The sequence below is a fragment of the Pseudomonas sp. NPDC090233 genome (assembly GCF_044772285.1).
GTDB lineage: Bacteria > Pseudomonadota > Gammaproteobacteria > Pseudomonadales > Pseudomonadaceae > Aquipseudomonas.
In genome coordinates, this window is the sequence record NZ_JBIVYQ010000002.1 from 701,398 (window position 1) to 721,452 (window position 20,055).

At 57.7% G+C, this 20,055-nt stretch carries 15 protein-coding genes; 13 read left to right on the plus strand and 2 right to left on the minus strand.

The annotated features are described in order from the left end of the window. Positions 1-2: 2 nt before the first annotated feature. A complete protein-coding gene (locus ACIQUF_RS07625; RefSeq protein ID WP_403130086.1) occupies positions 3-818 on the plus strand; it encodes a gamma-carboxygeranoyl-CoA hydratase in 816 nt (271 codons plus the stop codon). Continuing rightward, a complete protein-coding gene (locus ACIQUF_RS07630) occupies positions 815-2,767 on the plus strand; it encodes an acetyl/propionyl/methylcrotonyl-CoA carboxylase subunit alpha (protein ID WP_403130089.1) in 1,953 nt (650 codons plus the stop codon). The genes ACIQUF_RS07625 and ACIQUF_RS07630 overlap by 4 nt, the downstream gene beginning before the upstream one ends. A 34-nt stretch (positions 2,768-2,801) precedes the next feature. On the opposite strand, the gene ACIQUF_RS07635 is transcribed toward ACIQUF_RS07630, so the two are convergent. After that, on the minus strand, positions 2,802-3,509 hold the full coding sequence (locus tag ACIQUF_RS07635; RefSeq protein WP_403130091.1) for a S24 family peptidase: 708 nt from the start codon (positions 3,507-3,509) through the stop codon (positions 2,802-2,804). Between the two features lie 88 nt (positions 3,510-3,597). On the opposite strand from ACIQUF_RS07635, the gene ACIQUF_RS07640 reads away from it, so the two are divergent. Both ACIQUF_RS07640 and ACIQUF_RS07645 read left to right on the plus strand, forming a co-directional pair. Further along, on the plus strand, positions 3,598-3,909 hold the full coding sequence (locus tag ACIQUF_RS07640; protein WP_403130094.1) for a DUF6124 family protein: 312 nt from the start codon (positions 3,598-3,600) through the stop codon (positions 3,907-3,909). Between the two features lie 431 nt (positions 3,910-4,340). Beyond that, complete coding sequence (locus ACIQUF_RS07645; RefSeq protein ID WP_403130097.1) at positions 4,341-4,856, plus strand: DUF4880 domain-containing protein; 516 nt, start codon at positions 4,341-4,343, stop codon at positions 4,854-4,856. 32 nt (positions 4,857-4,888) lie between these two features. Here the strand turns inward: ACIQUF_RS07645 and tssM are convergent, their stop codons facing one another. Then, complete coding sequence (gene tssM, locus ACIQUF_RS07650) at positions 4,889-8,425, minus strand: type VI secretion system membrane subunit TssM (protein ID WP_403130100.1); 3,537 nt, start codon at positions 8,423-8,425, stop codon at positions 4,889-4,891. A 383-nt stretch (positions 8,426-8,808) separates the two neighbouring features. On the opposite strand from tssM, the gene icmH reads away from it, so the two are divergent. From icmH to ACIQUF_RS07695, 9 genes are all read left to right on the plus strand, one after another. After that, positions 8,809-9,645: a type IVB secretion system protein IcmH/DotU gene (icmH, locus tag ACIQUF_RS07655; RefSeq protein ID WP_403130103.1), complete on the plus strand. Its 837-nt coding sequence runs from the start codon at positions 8,809-8,811 to the stop codon at positions 9,643-9,645. Positions 9,646-9,663: 18 nt separating this feature from the next. Beyond that, the gene (locus ACIQUF_RS07660; RefSeq protein WP_403130105.1) at positions 9,664-11,775 is read left to right on the plus strand and encodes a type VI secretion system Vgr family protein; all 2,112 of its coding nucleotides are present in this window, start codon (positions 9,664-9,666) and stop codon (positions 11,773-11,775) included. Then, on the plus strand, positions 11,760-12,707 hold the full coding sequence (locus ACIQUF_RS07665; protein ID WP_403130108.1) for a hypothetical protein: 948 nt from the start codon (positions 11,760-11,762) through the stop codon (positions 12,705-12,707). Before ACIQUF_RS07660 ends, ACIQUF_RS07665 begins: the two co-directional genes overlap by 16 nt. Next, positions 12,707-15,868 carry a T6SS effector BTH_I2691 family protein gene (locus tag ACIQUF_RS07670; RefSeq protein ID WP_403130111.1) on the plus strand — a complete coding sequence of 1,054 codons (3,162 nt, stop codon included), beginning with the start codon at positions 12,707-12,709 and terminating at the stop codon, positions 15,866-15,868. The genes ACIQUF_RS07665 and ACIQUF_RS07670 overlap by 1 nt, the downstream gene beginning before the upstream one ends. Positions 15,869-16,072: 204 nt before the next feature. After that, positions 16,073-16,663, plus strand: a complete 591-nt coding sequence (locus tag ACIQUF_RS07675; protein WP_403130319.1) for a DUF6708 domain-containing protein — start codon at positions 16,073-16,075, stop codon at positions 16,661-16,663. Between the two features lie 142 nt (positions 16,664-16,805). Further along, on the plus strand, positions 16,806-17,579 hold the full coding sequence (locus ACIQUF_RS07680) for a DUF6708 domain-containing protein (RefSeq protein WP_403130113.1): 774 nt from the start codon (positions 16,806-16,808) through the stop codon (positions 17,577-17,579). Positions 17,580-17,902: 323 nt separating this feature from the next. Beyond that, positions 17,903-18,535, plus strand: a complete 633-nt coding sequence (locus tag ACIQUF_RS07685; protein ID WP_403130322.1) for a DUF6708 domain-containing protein — start codon at positions 17,903-17,905, stop codon at positions 18,533-18,535. 45 nt (positions 18,536-18,580) lie between these two features. Continuing rightward, positions 18,581-18,838, plus strand: a complete 258-nt coding sequence (locus ACIQUF_RS07690; RefSeq protein WP_403130116.1) for a PAAR domain-containing protein — start codon at positions 18,581-18,583, stop codon at positions 18,836-18,838. A 68-nt stretch (positions 18,839-18,906) separates the two neighbouring features. Continuing rightward, the gene (locus ACIQUF_RS07695) at positions 18,907-20,055 is read left to right on the plus strand and encodes a M14-type cytosolic carboxypeptidase (RefSeq protein ID WP_403130119.1); all 1,149 of its coding nucleotides are present in this window, start codon (positions 18,907-18,909) and stop codon (positions 20,053-20,055) included.

The following is a 20,055-nucleotide window of genomic DNA, read 5'->3' on the forward strand; positions in this document are numbered from 1 at the left end:
CCATGAGCGATTTCAGCACCCTTGAAGTGACGCGCGACCCTCGCGGCTTTGCCACCCTGTGGCTGAGCCGCGAGGACAAGAACAACGCCTTCAACGCGCAGATGATCCGCGAACTGATCGTCGCCCTCGATCAACTGGCCGACGACGCCAGCCTGCGTTTTTTACTGTTGCGCGGCCGTGGCCGGCATTTCAGTGCCGGCGCCGACCTTGCCTGGATGCAGCAATCGGCGCAGCTGGACTTCAATACCAACCTGGATGATGCCCGCGAACTGGGCGAGCTGATGTATGCCCTACACCGCCTCAAAGTGCCGACCCTGGCCGTGGTGCAAGGCGCGGCCTTTGGCGGCGCGCTGGGGCTGATCAGCTGCTGCGACATGGCCATCGGCGCCGAGGATGCGCAGCTGTGCCTGTCAGAAGTGCGTATTGGCCTGGCCCCGGCGGTGATCAGCCCGTTCGTGGTCAAGGCCATCGGCGAGCGGGCCGCACGCCGCTATGCCTTGACTGCCGAGCGTTTCAGCGGCGTGCGCGCCCGTGAATTGGGCTTGCTGGCCGAGGTGTACCCTGCCGCCGAGCTGGAAACACAGGTCGAGGCGTGGGTGGATAACTTGCTGCAGAACAGCCCGCAGGCTCTGCGCGCCACCAAGGACCTGCTGCGCGAAGTCGACGACGGCGAACTCAGCCCGGCCCTGCGCCGCTACTGCGAGAACGCCATCGCCCGTATTCGCGTCAGCGCCGAAGGCCAGGAAGGCCTGCGCGCCTTCCTGGAAAAGCGCCGCCCCGCCTGGCAAACCGAACCCAAGAAGGAGCCGCGCCCATGAGCCGCCCCACACTGACCACCCTGCTGGTCGCCAACCGCGGTGAAATCGCCTGCCGGGTGATGCGCACCGCCAAGGCCATGGGCCTGACCACCGTGGCCGTGCACAGCGCCACCGACCGCGATGCCCGCCATAGCCGTGAAGCAGACATCCGCGTGGACCTGGGCGGCAGCAAGGCCGCCGACAGCTACCTGGTCGTCGACAAACTGCTCGCTGCGGCCAAGGCCAGCGGCGCCCAGGCCATTCACCCGGGTTACGGCTTTCTTTCCGAAAACGCAGGTTTCGCCCGCGCCATCGAAGACGCCGGGCTGATCTTCCTTGGCCCACCGGCCAGCGCCATCGATGCCATGGGCAGCAAATCGGCCGCCAAGGCGCTAATGGAAGCGGCCGACGTTCCTCTGGTGCCCGGTTATCACGGCGAAGCCCAGGACCTGGAAACCTTCCGCGCCGCCGCCGAACGCATCGGCTACCCGGTGCTGCTGAAAGCCAGCGCCGGCGGCGGCGGCAAGGGCATGAAAGTGGTGGAGGAAGAAAGCCAACTGGCAGACGCCCTCGCCTCGGCCCAGCGTGAGGCGCAGTCGTCGTTCGGCGATGCGCGCATGCTGGTGGAAAAGTACGTGCTCAAACCACGCCATGTGGAAATTCAGGTGTTCGCCGACCAGCACGGCAACTGCCTGTACCTCAATGAGCGTGACTGCTCGATCCAGCGCCGCCACCAGAAAGTGGTCGAGGAAGCGCCTGCACCAGGGCTCTCGGCAGAACTGCGCCGTGCCATGGGCGAAGCGGCGGTGCGCGCCGCCCAAGCGATCGGCTATGTCGGCGCTGGCACCGTGGAATTTTTGCTCGACGCCCGAGGCGAGTTCTTCTTCATGGAGATGAACACCCGCCTGCAAGTGGAGCACCCGGTCACCGAAGCTATCACTGGCCTCGACCTGGTGGCCTGGCAAATTCGCGTGGCCTGTGGCGAGCCGCTGCCGATCAGCCAGGAGCAGGTGCCGCTGATCGGCCATGCCATCGAAGTGCGCCTGTACGCCGAAGACCCGGCCAACGAGTTTCTGCCGGCCACCGGCACCCTGACGCTGTACCGCGAGTCGGCGCCTGGCGAAGGGCGCCGGGTGGACAGCGGGATCAGCGAAGGTGACGAGGTGTCGCCGTTCTACGACCCGATGCTGGGCAAGCTGATCGCCTGGGGCGAGAACCGCGAACAGGCACGTCTGCGTTTGCTGGCGATGCTAGATGAGTTCGCCATCGGCGGGTTGAAGACCAATATTGCCTTCCTGCGGCGCATCCTTGCCCATCCGGCTTTCGCAGCGGCCGAATTGGATACCGGGTTTATTCCGCGTCATCAGGACGATTTACTGCCAACTCCGCAGGCGTTGCCCGCAGGCTTCTGGCAAGCCGCAGGTGAAGCATGGTTGCAAGGCCAGCCAGCGCATCAGCGTGACGACGACAACTGCTCGCCCTGGGCTGAGCGTACCGGCCTGCGTCTGGGCCTGCCGGCGCACAGCAGCCTGCACCTGCGCAGTGGTGGGGAAAGCCAGGCGATTGCCCTTGAGCATCACGCTGCATCCGTTTGGCAACTGGACGGCGAACACCTGAGCCTGGATGCCGATGGTGTGCGTCGTCGTTATCTGGCGATACGCCGCGGAAGTACGCTGTTCCTGCGCTGGGAGGGCGATATGCATGCGGTCGAGGCCTTCGACCCGATCGCCGAAGCCGAAGCCAGTCACAGCCACCAGGGCGGGCTCGGTGCGCCGATGAACGGCAGCATCGTGCGTGTGTTGGTCGAGCCGGGCCAGGTGGTGGAAGCCGGAACGGCGCTGGTGGTTCTGGAGGCCATGAAGATGGAGCACAGCATTCGCGCACCGCATGGCGGCACAGTGAAGGCGTTGTTCTGCCAGGAAGGGGATATGGTCATCGAGGGGACGGTGCTGGTCGAGTTAACCGAATGATGTGATCAGGGGCCGCTTTGCGGCCCCAGCAGCCTTAGAATATGCCGTGCACTCGCACGACCACGCCTATGAATTCACAGCCTTCTTCGCACACCAAGGCCGGATAGCTGCTGTTCAGCGCCTTCAGATACCGCTGCCCACCCTCTTCGGCCAACTCGCGCAGGATCGCCGACTTTCCGGGCTGGCGCGCGATCACCAGTCGCCCCGGCTCGGCCTCCAGCCCCGGATCCACCAGAATACGCATCCCTTGCGGCACGCTCCGGCCGCTGGCGGTGCTCATCGCATCGTTTTCCACGGTCAGCCAGAACGCCTTGCCCTGAGCCAGGTACTCGGTCTGTTCGTAAACAGCAGGCTCTTCGGCTTCGCAGGTACCCAGGCGGTCCCAGGCCAGCAACGGGTAGCGAAAACACACGATGTATTGCATCAGGTCGATGGCGTCATCCGCATCGTCCATTTCGTAGCGGGCGCTCTCCTCACCGACTTGGCCCAGCACGCGCAACTGCAGGCTGACGTGGTAATGCGGCATGCCCAGCTCGACGAACACCCGGTTCATCGAATCGACCTTGGGCTGGCGCCGCTTGTTCACCCAGTGCCCCACGCTGCCTTGGGAAACCCCAACGCGTTCGGCGAGCTGCTCCTGGGAGATATCGAGTTCCTCCATCCGGTCACGGACGAGGGCAATCCATTTATCCATATTCATCGCTGGCACGATACGGACTGCCCTCCGGCGCTCAATAAACATTCAGTATTATTTATCTGAAAGCAACAAAATACTTTAGGTATTAAAATCAACGCGGACCTTTTTCCTATTGGCATGCGCAGGTATCAGGATGAAACCACCGAAAAACGACGAAACAGAACTCGACAGCGAAGCAGCCCGCCGCGCCCTCGACTATTACCTCAATCCCAACCCCACCCGCCCCGGCGAACACAACCGCATCTGGACCCTGCACGACGGCGTCAGCAGCGAGCAAGCACAGGAGCACGCCATCGCCCTGCTGCGCTGCGCCGCCGCCACGGCCCATGAAACAGCCAGCCACCAGGAAGGCACCCAGCGCGAACTGACCTTCGCACTGATGCACATGATGGACATGGCCAGGGCCCTGCTGGAGCACAAACGCGCCACGCAAACCGGAGTGTAGAAGGCAGAGAAAAAACGTGATGGCCGGGTAACGGCAGGGGCCCCGATTGCCGGGACAAGGAAGCGCTCCGGTAAAAGTTTTTTACCGGATAAGAGAAAAATCATTTGACTGGCAAATGATAACGATTATTATTGCACTCAGCTGGTCGCGAGATCAGCTGGATAACCTGGAAGCTTAGGTCGCTCTCAGATTATCTCCTCATCAGGCTAATCACGGTTTTTGACCCGGCTTTTTGCCGGGTCTTTTTTTTGGCTCTTCAGGCTAATGAAGATCGTTGATGGCGGCGATGATAGCAAAAGTGTGTCAGAGCGTGAATGCTCATTACAAAACTTTGCGGAATCAGCACTTGAGAATCAATCTCGTTTCGCCTACTCTGGTTCCGCATCAAGGAAGATGCCCCCATCCCTCCCCCCTTGAGCAAGGAGCTGTCCATGAGCCGCCTGTTGCTGCCCCTTGAGCACCCCACGCCCGCTGCCGGCCATGCTGCCGAGGATGCCCTGCTGCATGGACTCAAGCGCTTGCCGCGCAGGGTCCAGCAAGTGTTCCTGCTCAACCGCCTCGACCAGCTGGATTTCAACAGCATCGCCAGCCGCCTTGATTTGCCATTATTGAGTATCGAACGGCACATGAACCAAGTGCTGCAAGCGGCACGCCCACAGGGAGATGCATTGGCCAGTGTTGCCGGGCAATGGTATGTGCGGCTGCAGAGCCCAGATGCGACGTCTTGCGAACGTATCGACTTCCGCCGATGGCTGGATGCTGACCCGGCACACCTGCAGGCCTTCCATGACACCGAACTGCGCTGGCGCAGTTTGCTGGCGCCAGCGCGCGAGTTAGGGCAGGACGGGTGGTATCGGCAAGGGCGTGCGGCGCTTTCGTTGGGCGGGTGTTCGATTGCTGTGGGGTTGGGGGTTGCGGCACTGTTGCTCTTTGGCTTTTGGGCGTAAGCCAGACTGCTGGTTGCAGCCGCCTGACGGGCTTATAGCCGAGCCTGTAGCCCATTCGAATTGGAATGCTCAATCAAGCTGAACGGCAGCTCAAAGCCCTTGAAGGGTTGCTGGGTAATTGGGTTGTAGGCCTTTTCCGCGCTCACCTTGTAGCGCACCGCTCCATCCCCGACTGTGAAACTGAGGTCCACACTGGTGGGGGTACGGCCATTGAGCCCGCCACGGCTGAGCAACCGGAACACTGACCAAGGACCACGGGATTCCAGGCTGCTCATTTGGCCGTTGCTCCGAAGCAGCGTCAATGTGCTGCGTTCACCCTGCGCGTTTGGCCAGGTAATGCTTACCCTCTGCCGTGACCCGCTGGTGTAGGCAATTTGCTGTCCACTCAGCTCCAGCAGGCTGGTGCGCTGGTTGCGGCTCAGGCCCAAGGGTTCGATGCTGAACTGCACGTTGAGGTTACCGCGGTTGTCGAAGAAGGTTTCGCGGATATCTGCAGCCGCCTGTAATTGCTCTCTTACCTCACGCCCTATCAGCGAGCCACCTGCGTAGTTGATAGCCCGTGCAGGGGCATTATCCCGCAGAAACGCATCCAGGTAGTCGGTGTGAAAATGCTGCAATTTCCCTTCCGGGCCGAAGAACGCTTCAAAATCCTCCAGCGAGGCGTCGAACGGCTGTGCCGTGAACGGGTAACGCCCTGCCAGGCGCTGCTCGAAGAAGCTGTAAACATCGGCTTGCCAGCGAAGGTCCAGCTCTTGTAAAGCTTCGTTCATCATTACAGAGGCCATCTGCTCGGCAACTGACGAAATGTGTTGGCGAAGGGGATCAGGCAGACCTGATGCGACCCGCTGCAGCGCGGTGATCGGGTCGGCCCCTTTGCTGGAAAAACGCTGGAGTACCGCTTCGAGCGCTGCGCTGCCCCGTTGAGGATCCTCCTGAACTGCCCTTGCATGATCGAGCACCGCCTTGATGGCCGTGAGAGTCTCATCGTAGTGACTGAGGCGCTCTCCGTGCTTTTCGAGCATCTCGTTCAAGCCGGCAAAGGCCCGACGTATATCTGCCGCCTGAGTCGCCAGCTGTTGGTCACCTTCAATCGAAGCAGGCTGTGATGGGATGACAGTATTCTCGCGCACCGTCTCCAAAAGCCGACGCAAAGGTGCTGCAGGGCCCGCAAGGTGCGCCAGCACTTCAACACCACCGTCCAAACTATCGAAATTGGTAACCGAAAGCTGCTGCAGCGCCTGACGCCAACTGGCGATGTAGTCAGCGCTGTAGAGGTTGTTCAATTGCTCAGCCACTGCTGCGCGGTCGGCTTCGGCGTTGTCCAGTTGCTGGCGATCACCCAATGCCCACTGATCGACCATGGCCATGTCGCTCAGCTGCTGGCTACGCGGACCAAAGAATGCGTTGAACCCCTTTGCCGTCAGCAGAGGCGGCAGACGAGTGTCATCACTGTTTGAGTAGATGACGTCAAACGCCGGACCCACGTGCTGGCGCAGATCCAGATCGGCTTGCAGCACTGACCCCGATTCATGCTTGAGGCTGGCATACAACCGTTGCGGGTAAGGAACCGTGCGCAGGTTTTGCTGGACCTCAGCCACCCGCGGATGAAACGCCTGCAGATCGGTATCAGCATACTTGAGGGCATATTGAAGATGGCGCATCAGGTCACGCTGAACTTGCCCCTCACCCGGAAACGCGCTTTGCCACTCACGCGCCATCCAGGCCTCCACCCAAGGCGCCCGCCGGTGTTGCCGGTCCTCGATCATGCGAAAGATCCTCAGTGGCGCCATCTGCTGTTCACTGCCCGGAGGCGCTGCCTCCATGGCGTCTACCAGACCACTGGCCAAAGCCGGTAGAAAACGCCGGGACAAAAGACTCAGGTAAGCCTCATCGACCCTCGGACCAATGGCTCGGCCTTGGTAGAGCCCCGCGTCGGTCACACCTGGCCATGCCAGTCGGTAGTCGCCAAACACCGATACCGCATCACGAACCTGTTGCAACGGCATCAGCAGGTTTCGCCCGGTCGGGTCGAGTTGTTCGTCTAATTCACCCACGCTGAAAGCTTGGCTCTTGACCAAAACACTCTGAGTGTTGGCTTGGTTGGTGTTGAAAAAGCGGTGCAGATTCGCGCCCGCGACTGCAACCACCAACATGCTGACCCCGCTGCCAATCCACAGCCGCCGATGTCTGTAGTGAGTAACTTTCTGATTCTCGTCAGCTAATCCTGCCTCTGGATATACGACGCGTTGAAAAAGCTGCTGGGCGAAGTACACATCCTTCCCTTGCCGCCTGCTGGCTGCAGGCGGCGCTGGCGTGCCATAGGGTTGAGCAGCCTGTCGGACGAATGCATTTTCGGTACCCCCTTGCTGCAAGACCGAAGTCAAGTACATACCACGCATCAGAGTTGGGGTTGGCGGTCGATCACTTGCCAACGTTTCTTGCAGAAAACTCAACAGGGCCGGGCGCAACCCTGCCAATTGCGCTGGTAATGACAATAGAAGGTCTTGCTGCCCCTGGTCGGGTGCATCACCCAGCCCATCACAGGCATGCTGTTGCAGACGCTTGATCATCAGGTCGTATTGATTGGCGGCTTGGTCGTACCACGTTTCGGTTGAAGCGTTAGTTTGCACTGACAAGGCGAAACCAAAAACGCGCTCGCGCTCTTCGTCACTCAGTTTTCCGAACAACTGATCGAAGCCCGTGAGCAAGTCGAGCTTGCTCAACACGACATAAAGCGGCAGGCGCATGCCCAGCTCACTGTTCAACTCTTGCAGGCGTGACCGCAGCAGGTTTGCGAGTGCCAAGCGGTCTTCCGGCGAGGCATGCAGGATTGCTGCGAGGTCGACGACCAATACCAGACCATTGAGCGGCCTCTGCTTGCGGTTGAGCGCGAGCCAATGCAGCAGGTGCATCCATAGCTTGGCTTGAGTACCTGTAGGTGGCTTTGCCGGATCGTCTGCATTGGTCCGTGCGAAAGGGTCTCCCCCTTGGGTAATGAAGTCCCCTGGAGGGTCAATGATGACTGCATTGTCACTTACCCACCAATCCACCGCATAAGCGGATTCACCTTCCTGCCGACCAGGGGCCTGGGCTTTGTCGATATGGGTCAGGGAGAAGCATTGGCCGGAACGCTCGACGAGGCTGCTCTTGCCAGCGCCCCTTGAGCCAAGCACCAGATAAAACGGCAGCTGATACAACGCCCGACGTCCGCCTGCGTGGTCGAGGTAGCGTGCAAGCTGTCGATCGAGGGCCCACTGCTGATCCTGGATGTATTTGAGACTCGGGTCTGCTTCAGCGGCGGCAGCCTGATCGCGCTCGAACTGTAGCCGTCGAAAGCGCGCGCGCAGTACGAGCGAAGCGCAAAGCATCGGCACGATGACAAGCACCAAGCTGGCGACCGCTCGCAACTCCACACGGGCCAGCGGCCGGTATTCACCCCAGATCCAATGGGGACCGAGCCACCAGATGCCGATCAGCATGAGGGTCAGTACGGTTCCCATCATGAGCGGCACGAAGGTGCTGGCCAGGAGAGAACCCCGGGCATTAAAGAGTTTCCAGAGTTTGTTCATTCAGGTCCTGCTTAATTGCTTTACACGCTGCTACGCTCGGCGCAATTCAATTGACGCCAGCCCAGAGTGCCCCACACAAACATCAAGCGCAGGGAGAGATTAGTGCAGCTCACCGCCTCATACAAATAAATATAAACTTACACTTTTACTCTCGACCAAAGTCACTTGTAGCGAGCATCGTTTTTAGCAAGAAAGCTACGACACCAAAGGAAAAGCAGAATCACTCAAAATGCTGTAGGAATTTTCTCAACCGAAGAAATATATCTGTAGGAAATGGCCTACAAATATTAAAACAAACACTGTATTCGGAGAATTTTCCTACAAGTTTAACCAATGTGAAGGTGAAGTCGCGTACTGCAGCTCGGTGCCAACAGGAGTAAAAAATGACAACTCGCGAAATGGAGTCCAGCGGATCACGCCCGGTGCTGACAAAACGAATCGAATTTCCAGGCGGTGCCTTAGATGAACCCGTTGTGCTCACCGGTTCCTCCCATTTCTCAGTGGCCTATCCTGCCGACCCCGACTTCACGTTGCGCACCGGCTTCACGAATCCAATGTGCGATGCCGCCATGCCTCTGCTGGGGCTGGCCATGCGCCTGAAAACGCTGGACCATCACGACGATGTGACAGAGCTTTATCGGCGGGTCCACATGACAGTGACCCATATTCTCGAAGAGCTGCGCCAGCTTCGTTATGAGTCTGTGCTGATCTCCGCCTACTCCTATGCTCTCTGCCTTCACCTCGACGAAACTGTAATGCTCACAACGTGGGGCAGGCAGTCCGAATGGAGCCAGCAATCACTTCTCAGTGTCTTTCATGATGATGCGCATGGCGGCGAGAAACTCTACGACCTTATAGCCCGACTTCATAAAGAGCCTAAGCGTTTCCTGCACGTATTGGAGTTCATCTATGTGGTGCTTTGCATGGGCCTGAGGGGGAAGTACGCCATGGACGCCAACGATGGAAAAGAACGTGAAAAACATATCACTGGTCTACGCAGGTCCATCCGTAAACTGCGCGAACCGCTTCCAGAATTGCTTCCCGACACGATTAGCAATGTTGCTTCCTGCAATGCTCGCACACCCAAGCACTGGCCATGGTGGAGTCCTTTAATAGCCGGCGCCGGCACTATTGCAGTGATGTACAGCTATTACAGCTATCAACTTCATTTGACGACCGAGAAAGTACTGGAATCCCTTAATTCCATCTTGCAGCCTTGACAGAGCCCAGGAGCCAACATGACTTGCCATTCTGACCTGCGTTACACCTTTCAGCCCTTGGTCGGAGGGGCTGAGTTCGAGGTGGTGTCGTTCACGCTCACGGAAGAGCTGTGTAAACCTTTCGCTCTGAATCTGGAATTGGTCAGCTACGCAGACGATATCGACTTCGGCAGGCTCCTCGACAAACCAGTGCTGTTCACCATCTGGAAAGGTGAACGACCGCTGCGCTACGTACACGGCTTGGTCAGCAGCTTCAGCCAGGGTGAAAGCGGCTTCTATCGCACCTATTACCATGCCCTGATCGAACCTCAATTGGCACGCGCAAACCTGCGCTCCAACTGGCGCATCTTTCAACACAAGAGCGTGCCGCAAATTCTGGAAATGATGCTTCAGCGCCAAGGTATCCAGCAGTTCGAACTGCGCGCGATGTCCGATCATCAGACCCGCGAATTTTGTGTGCAGGCCGGCGAGACCGACCTTGAGTTCATCGCCCGACTGGCTGCAGAAGAAGGGTTTGTCTATCGCTTCGAGCACAGCCCTAAACAGCACAAGCTGCTGATCACAGACCGGCTGCGGTCAATGGGCATGATCGGCCACGGTGTCATCAAAAACGAGGATGACGACGAGGGTTTCCCTGGGGATGACCAGCCGAGCGGCCCCGATACTGTGCTGTACCACGCCACCCGAGGCGGTGATCAATCAGCGCCATGCCTGCGCCGTTTACGCTACAGCGAGCAGGTGCGCAGCTCACGCCAGGTGCAACGCGATTACACCTTCACCAACCCAGCCTACCGCCAGCAGCACAGCGCCCATGCGACCAGCGCTGAACTGAAGCATCAATCCTCCAGCTACGAGCGTTTCGACTACCCCGGCCGCTACAAGCGCGATGCGGTGGGCATACCGTTTACCGAGAACCGCATCACTGCACTGCGCCACGATGCTCGCCTCGCCGAGGTCACGGGTGACGACGTTCGCCTGCAGCCGGGCCTGAGTTTCACCCTCACCGATCACCCGCGTGACGACCTCAACGTGCATTGGCGGGTGACCCGCGTGAAACATGAAGGCAAGCAGTTCACCAGCCTGCAGGAAGAGGCCGTAGGGGTCGACCAGAGTACACATTACGAGCAATCCGCCGTGCTGGTGCCTGGCCTGACCGAGTGGCGCCCTGCCCCGCTGCCCAAACCCCGCATCGATGGTCCGCAGATGGCCACCGTGGTCGGGCCGCCGGGTGAAGAGATCTACTGCGACGAGTGGGGCCGGGTCAAAGTCAGCTTCCCGTGGGACCGCGAGAGCCAGGACAACGAATTCAGCTCCTGCTGGGTCCGCGTCTCGCAAGGATGGGCCGGTGGCAGTTGGGGGTCGATGGCCATCCCACGTATCGGCCAGGACGTGATCATCCAGTACGTCAATGCCGACCCCGACCAACCGATGATCACCGGGCGCACCTACTGCGGCAACCAGCTGCCGCCCTACGACCTGCCCGAACACAAGACACGCATGACGATCAAGAGCCAGACCCACAAGGGTAAGGGTTTCAATGAGCTTCGTTTTGAGGACGAACTTGGGAAGCAAGAGGTGTTCATTCACGCCGAGCGCGACCAGAACAACGTGGTCAAGCACGATGAAACTACCCAGGTTGGCAATGACCGCACGGAGCAGGTCGAACGTAACGAATCAATCACCATCGGTTGTGACCGCTGCAAAACAGTCGGCAACAACGAAGACGTCATCATCGGCCAGAACGCTTCAGTAAGCGTTGGCAGAAATCAGCACGTCGCGATTGCTTTAGACCGCATCGAAGCAGTGGGCAACAACCGCCAGGACAGCATCAAGGCCAACCACACGGTTGAGGTGGGTGGCCAATTTGTGCAACGGGTGCAGGAAGTCATCGATATCACCGCTGGCCAGGCGATACGGCACCACACCCAAACCCTCGAACTCAACGCCTCAGAGAGCATCACGCTCAATGCGCCAGGCGGGACTCTTCGCATCGACGCCACGGGCATCACGCTGGATGGCACGCACGTCTTCATTAAAAGCCCGATCAAAACCGAGGCGACAGGTTCAGACAATGCACTGTCGGTGACTGGCCAAGTGATGCGGGAGGCTGATAAATGCGCCGAGGAGTGAGCGGGAACCTGGCACACCTGAATGAATGCCTCAGCCAGCATCGCAAGACCAAGGAATTCAGTTACTTGTTGGTCGACCCAACTGCCGAGTGCGATCCTGACCACCCACTGAGCCTTGCAAGCCTCACCTCTACGCTGGGACCTGAGGCGGTCACAAGCGTTGTACGTGGTGACTTGAACCATGCGCCGCATCATTGGCCAGCACTGATCACATTGCATGGCAGCAATGGAAAACCGTGCGAGTACATCGCTGCCAGTGCGGCCTATGCGACGCACGAAGGACACGCGCATAAGCGCTATATCTGCGCGTGGTTACTCAGCGAACACTCCGCCGAGCGGGTGGCCGAACAGATCGCACAGCAGTGCCATGCCCTATCGCCTCGCGGTTCAACGAGGGCCGCCCCGTGGTTCGAACCTACCCGCTTTGAGTTGCTGCATGCCGCGATGAACAACGCGGGAGCTCTACTCGGGCCAATTCGCTGCTGGCTCTATCCCGACAGCAATGGTGGTTTCAGGTCCCTTGAAAGCCGGCCGGACAGTGGTCAGTTGGAGATACCGGAGATCGCCCAAGACGTCCAGCACATCGCACCGCAAGTGGCCCAGTTGCTCACAGCCTGGCGTCGGTTGAACGACGTGCAACGAAACAATCCGCCAAGTCGCTTCGCGGTTTCTCGCACCCTCCCAACCCCCGCTCACGCTTACAACCTGATCTTCGAGGCTCACCAGCGAGGCTTGTACGACCCAGGTGACGCCCGTTGCCTGTGCCTGCACCTGCTGATGGTTCACCCAAAACTGCTGCTACATCCCGCCATCCAGCGCGACGTGGCAGATGCGGCCGCAGGCAAACAGCGCCTGGCCGCCACATTCGCCACATACGACGACTCCGCATGGCAGCAGATCGTCGCCGCACTGCCACCCGCAAGGAGCTACTGATGAGCATCAGCCAAACCATCAGCATCGTCACCCAGGAAGAGGTCCCCAACCCCTACGGCACCTGCAATGCCTGCGAGCGCTCCGGCCTGCCCATTCTGCTGTTGCGCGAGGCTTACGGGCCGCACCCGCAGGAAACCCAGTCCTACCGTGTTTCGCACGACAGCGAGATCACCTACGTACAGATGCGCACCAACCAGTTGCGAACACTGCGACAGGGCTATGTCTATGTGCTGCTAGACAAGGCGATCTGGCACGCCTATCAAGTGACCCCGGAAGGCGCGCTGCGCCGGATCCCGGCTTCGCAGATGCCATTGGCCGCGGGCAGGCCGTTGGCGGAAGCCTGCCGAACACAGCATCACGATGTCGTCGCGTCCTTCATCAACATCGACACCCAACTGTTCAGCAAAGCCTGGCTCGCCTTCGCCAACGACCCCTGGCCACGCGATGTGCTTGACCGCTACCAGCAGGGCATCGCCAACAACGAGGCCAACAGCACCGAGCGCTTCATCGAGCTCGACCTTGGCACAGCACGCAACGACCCCGGCAGCATTGGCATTGCCATGACGGAGACCGAACTGGGGCTGAGCGAGGTGCTGGAATATGCAACGGCCCACACCGGCAAATTCATCAGCGCCCACGGGTTCTACCCGCGCATAAGCCGCTCACTGGCTACCCGCAACCACGTGCGCACCATCATTCAGCAGGAGGCCTTGAATAACGGGGTATTGGCGCTGCCCCTGCCCGACCCCGTCGGCATGGTCATGGAAGCCAACGCACAGCGCACGGGCTTGGTCCGGGCCATGCAGGAATGGCGCGCCGAACCGCAGCGACACTTCGAGTACTTCACTTCCCAGGCGTTGCTGGGCATTCGCGAACTGAATCAGGCCAGGGCCGCTGCCCAGGCCCTGGAAGATACCGACCAGTATGCCGAGGACGTCGAGCGCTGGAACGCTAGCCCTCTCAAAGCCAAGGCCCCTCTGCCGCAGGTAGATGTGCAAGCGCACGGCCAACGCGCCATCGAGCGCAAGCGCATCGAAGCACGAGAACGCCTGGAGGAACGGTACGACGAAACTGCGCGCGCGACCTTCCAGCGTGCCTACGACAGCGAGCTTGAACATTGGCAATCGATGATTGATCAGGCTGGCGCCCAATACACCCATTTCTACGCGCAGCGCGCCTTTCAACGGATCGGCTATTTCGACTACAGCGCCACCCATCGGCTGTCGGCTGAATACTTCATCCGCATGATGTCGGCCTGCCTCGCTGGCGGCCCTACCGAAGCGCCTCCTACAGAAGATTCGCCACTCGGCGCCACGCAAGAGTTGTGGCAGCAACTGCTTGAAGACCCTAAAAGTCTCTTGTACCAAGCCTTGGTCGCCAAGCATCAGGATTTACTACCACAACTTGGAAAGGCCCTCATCGGCGACGACGCCTCCAAACTGCATGACACGATCAAAGGGATCCTGACCAGCCAGGACGGTGAAAGGCTGATGATCAAGCCGACGCAGGATGCGATCGGCCAGCTCCTTGCCGCCACCGCCAGCGCGGGTAACGCCTTGGGACAGCATATCTCCGGTGAAACCAAGAAGCTGATTGGCCACGTCCACAGTTCTGCGTTTCTGTTGTTCGCCGGCCAACCTGTCACCCAGATCAAGGTCACGTTGACCCTTGGCGAATACCTGAGCGTGCTCAACGAGGCACTGCAGGAACGTACCGACGCGTACCTGAGCCAGCTGGATGAACAGTTCCGCAAGCCCGCAGGGCGGAAGGTGCGAGCGATGGTACTCAGTGGCGCCATTCATATCGCCTCCGCTGGCAACCGGAAGCAGCTGGTCGATGTGATGGTGTGGACGCTGGAGAGTGCAGAAAGCCTGCAGGCGCGTTTGAAGAATTTGCGCGAAAGTGCTGCAGGTGGTGTGGGCGAGTTGCTGCGTGAGGTTTCAATCGGCGAAGGCTCGTTTCGAAACAGCGCAGTGCGCGCGATGGAGAGCGTCAAGCTGACCGCCGATGCGGCTCAGCAGTTGGCGAGTGACGCGTTTCGTGGGTTGCGCGGTGCCGCTTCCAATACAAGTGGGCCCGGTTTGTTACTGGCCCTGGGGAGTATCTGGTTTCACCAGGACAGCTTGCGAACAAATTATGACAAGCTAGCGGACAACCCGCATATCCATTCGGAACTTCTCGCAGCCATTGGCTCATCATCATTGGGCGCGCTGGGGGCGAGCATTGAATCGGTGAGTTTTGCAGCTGCGATTCTAGCCCCCGAGAAAGTTGCTTCTGGAGTGGGCACTACCGCCACACTAGCAAAAAACCTCACCAAGCTTGGTGGCGTAGTTGCGTCACTAGCGTACATCACAGACGCCAAACAATTCATTCACGCAGCAATCAGAACTATGAAACAAGGCGATCAACTCTCAGCCATCTTATATACGACCGCGGGTGCAGCGGCCCTTATCACAACATTTATCGGCGCATTCGCAGCCATTGCTGGAAGCTCACTTCTTGGCCTTTTAGGAATTGCAGTAATAGCTGGGTTGGTTGCATACGGCATTGCTATACTTGCAAAAAATGAAGAATCGAACCTCTTGGAACTATGGGCAAGAGATAGTCGATGGGGAATGCCCACTGAGCAGCGCCGCTGGGTCGAAGCGAAACAACTTGACGACGCTATCGGCGCGGCAAACGCAGCGACTATCGGCATCAACGCCAAAGTATCAATACAGGTTGAATTTCGTCCATTACACACTCAAGAAGACACAGAGCCACGGGCTCTCGCACTTCGCGACGACGCTTCGCTTGCAGCAGCGACCAAGTTAGTATATTCATTCCATCTACCTCAATTCAACACCACACAATCACATTATGAATGGAAAATTACAATTTATCGAGCAAGCAAAGAAGCCGAGCCAATAACCTTATCCTCTAACAGCAATAATCCAGTTATTGAAATATCTTGCGAGACCACCAACTTACTTGCACAGCCAGAACCAAACGCGCCGACGACCACACACAATAAGCAGAACGGAACCTTGAATATTCATGGGGAAATTAAGCTACGTGAGAACCATGACATACAAGCCACCAGTCTAACCTTAATTTTCTGGCCCGACAAAAGCGATGATTTCGGCTACGCAAAACTCGTGAGTAGAGACGAAAGGCATTAACAACAGGATAGCATCATGACTCGACCTTTATTACATCCACCTTGCGCAGGGTGGGCAGAAGATCTGACACTGCCAACTGAACCACCCAAAACCGCACTGTCGCTTGGAGGAATAACGCCAAATCACGTCGACCAGATATATCTAGAAATACCTAGAAAGACCACATCACTAAGGAATTTTTTATTCTTAATGACATTATGCATGATGCTAGTAGGACTAGCCCTTCCGATAATTTTAGCAATAAGCATTTCAAGCGGTTACCTCGGGGCCTCAGCATTGCTAGGTGTGGTTTCAACTTGTTACATATGGTGCGTAATTTACGGCCTCAAATTAAGCATATTACCACCACGCGACGAACCCATCAGGTTCAACAGAGCAAGAAAAAAGATCTACGCCTATAACTATATATATAGCCGGTGGAATCCGCTTGAGAAATCCCGAATAACACCGATCACTTACGATTGGTCTCAAGTAAGAGCTGAGCGTTGGTCCCAGAGGGGGGCGCTACCTAATGGCGGACTGATTTTCAAATGCGGGGTGGTACTTTCAATTATTCGACCTGGCACAAATCAAGTGATTGATCGCTTTCAACTTACAACGATGGGCGCAGACGAGTATGCCTGGGCATACATCTGTGCCTATATGCAGGAAGGCCCGTCCGCGTTACCTGCTCCGGGAGAGCCCAAGGATCACAACGATCTACTTTGGTGTGAGTTCGCTTCACGCTTGGCCCCTAAAGTCGGTTGGCCTTCTGAAATGGACCTAGAATCAAGGACTGCTCCTGAATCTGAATAAGTGTTTTTATCTTCCGACTGAAGACAAACAGTGTTCGACTGCCGCATTCGTCACGTACCGATGCGCAAGTGATCCAGCTGGACGGACCGTTTCAAACGCTCACACCTTGCAAAATAACAAACTTACCTTATTGGACAGCACCATGCCACGCCCCTTACTAGATCCACCGTGCCACAGCTGGGCAGAAGATTTAACACTACCAGATGAACAGCCAATAAAAATTAAATCACTTGGAGCTAGCACCCCAAACCACATCGATCAAACATACTTAGAAATACCAAGAAAAACAATAGAACTAAGGAACATTTTTTTCCTGATGATGATCCCCGTAATCATAGCTAGCATTACAGCCCTACCAATACTCGCATACAATATCGTCATAGATGAACCCGACCTGCTCCCCCTTATCGCCTTTACTCTTGTAAACCATACAATATGCATCAGCTACAGCCTAAAAACATGCCTACTACCTCCACGCGACGAGCCCATTAGATTCAATAGAGCAAGAAAAAAAATCTATGCCTACAACTACACATATTGCTGGTGGAATCCATTTGAGAAATCCCGTACAACAACCGTCGCTTATGAGTGGTCCCAGGTAAGGGCTGAGCGTTGGTTATGGCGCGGGGCACACTTCAAGTGTGGCGTAGTGCTTTCAATTATTCGATCTGGAACGAATGAAGTGATAGATCGATTTCAGCTTACTACAATGGGTGCAGATGTGCATGCCTGGGCCTACATCTGTGCGTACATGCAAGAAGGCCCTTCTGCACTACCTCCTCCCGGTGAGCCGAAGGACCACAACGATGTACTTTGGTGTGAGCTCGCCTCACGCCTGGCTCCGAAAGTAGTTTGGCCACCTGAAATGGACCTTGAATCAAGGACTGCTGCGAGTCAAGACTTGAGCAGGGTTTAATCCATAGATCACTAAGCCATTAGCTTACAAAAACACCCTGAGACTCTGGCTTCGAACTTTTCGTAAATATTGACTCGATAACAGCAAAGATCTCAACGCGCGCAAAAACGCAATCAAAAACAACGATATTTACCTGTAGGAGCACCGACATGGCTCGACCTCTACTAAATCCCCCCTGTGAGGGCTGGCGAGAAGACTTAGCATTACCCACTGAACCACCCAAAACCATCAGATCACTTGGAACACTCAAACCAAACCATGCGGATCAAATATATCTTGAAGCACCAAGAACCAGGGCCATTCCACGAGAGAGTTACATTTTGATGGCCCTGTGCCCAATTTTGACCGCCCCCGTATTACCACTCCTATTATCAGTAGCGCTTACAAAGGGAAACGCCGACGCCTCAGCATTCATTTACCTCATTTCGATATTTTACATCTGGTGCATTGCCCTGTGCCTGAAACTAAGCTTCCTACCTCCACGCGACGAACCCATTCGATTCAACAGGGCAAGGCAAAAGATTTATGCCTACAAATTCACCTACGAGCCGTGGAACCCTTTTGTAAGATGGCGGGCAGTCCCCGTTGCCTACGACTGGTCTCAGGCAAGAGCCGAGCGTTGGTCGCAGCATTCCAACGGCAGGATGACGTTTACAGTCGGCGTCATGCTTTCAATCGTTAGGCCAGGTACAACTAAGGTAATAGACCGCTTTCATCTCACGACCAACCCCGCGGATGAATACGTCTGGGCATTTATTTGCGCTTACATGCAAGGGGAACCCTGCGCATCAGTCCCTGCGAAAGAGCCCGAAGCCCACAACGACCTGCGCTGGTATCAATTCCCCTATCGCTTGGCCCCCAAAGTAGTCTGGCCCCCTGAAATGGACCTGGAATCAAGGACTGCCCCAGATCCAGAAGCTGATGTAGCGCTCGATAAACAGAGCATTCAACACTGACCCGCCTGCGGCAACTTCGGCAACCACAATACTCAAGGAGCACCCATGCCCCCCATCGTCCTGGTCGGCCACCTCCACGACTGCCCCCTCCACGGCAAGACCACCGTCGTCACCGGCGCCCCCTCCACCTGCGTCAACGGAAACCAAATCGCCCGCATCGGCGACAAGATTTCCTGCGGCGCCATCATCGAAACCGGTGCCAGCCACCTGCTCATCGAAGGCAGCCCCGCTGCCCGTGTCGGTGACACCACCAGCCATGGCGGTACGCTGATCGAAGGCGACGCCAGTTGGCTGGTCGAGTGATCTGCCCCATTCACTAGCAGCCCAAGCGGTGTACAGTACCCCCACAACAATGCCTAAGGAGCCCGCCAATGACCGTGACGCTGTCCCCCCTGCAGATCACCTGCGATTTCGATTCCGGCAACATCCAGGTGCTGGATGCCAGCAACCCGGCCCAGGTTCACCTGGCCATCCGCCCGGATACCCACAGCGGCCACTTCCAGTGGTTCCACTTCAAGGTCAGCGGACTCACCCCAGGCCAGGTCCACCGCTTCAGCCTGGACAACGCCAGCGAGTCTTCCTACAAGAACGCCTGGACCGGCTACAACGCCGTGGCGTCTTACGACCAGAAGGCCTGGTTCCGCGTGCCCAGCCAGTTCGATGGCAAGGCGCTGGCCTTTGAAGTGAAGGCCGAGCAGGAGCAGATCTGGTTCGCCTACTTCGAGCCCTACCCGCGTGCTCGCCATAACCAACTGATCGAGCGTGCCCAACAGATCGAAAGCGTCGAGTTGCTGGCCCATGGCCGCAGCGTGGAGGGCCGTGACATTCCGCTGCTGCGCGCGGGCGATGGCGCAGCGGGCAAGCGCAAGCTATGGCTGATCGCTCAGCAGCACCCGGGCGAGCACATGGCCGAGTGGTTCATGGAGGGAGTGATCGACCGGCTGCAGGCCAATGACGACACGGTCAGAGCACTGCTGCAAAAAGCCGACCTGTACCTGATCCCCAACATGAACCCCGATGGCGCCTTTCACGGCCACCTGCGCACCAACTTCAAGGGCAAGGACCTCAACCGGGCCTGGCAGGATGCGAGTGTCGAGCTGAGCCCCGAGGTGTTCTTTGCCCAGGCACAGATGAAGCAGTACGGGGTGGATGCCTTTATCGATGTGCATGGAGATGAGGAAATTCCGCATGTGTTCACGGCGGCGTGCGAGGGGAATCCGGGGTACACGCCGCGGTTGGCCAAATTGGAGGAGCAGTTCCGCACCACACTGTGTACGTTGACCAAAGATTTTCAGACCGAGCATGGCTACACCCGCGATGAGCCAGGGCAAGCCAACACGACGCTGGCGTGCAATGCGGTGGGTATGGCGTATGACTGTTTGTCGCTGACCTTGGAGATGCCGTTCAAGGATCATGATGATGCGCCTGACCCAGTTACTGGCTGGTCGGGGGAGCGGTCGAAGGCACTGGCCGGGGCGGTGTTGGAGACGTTGCTGAAGATGGTTGGAGATTTGCGCTGA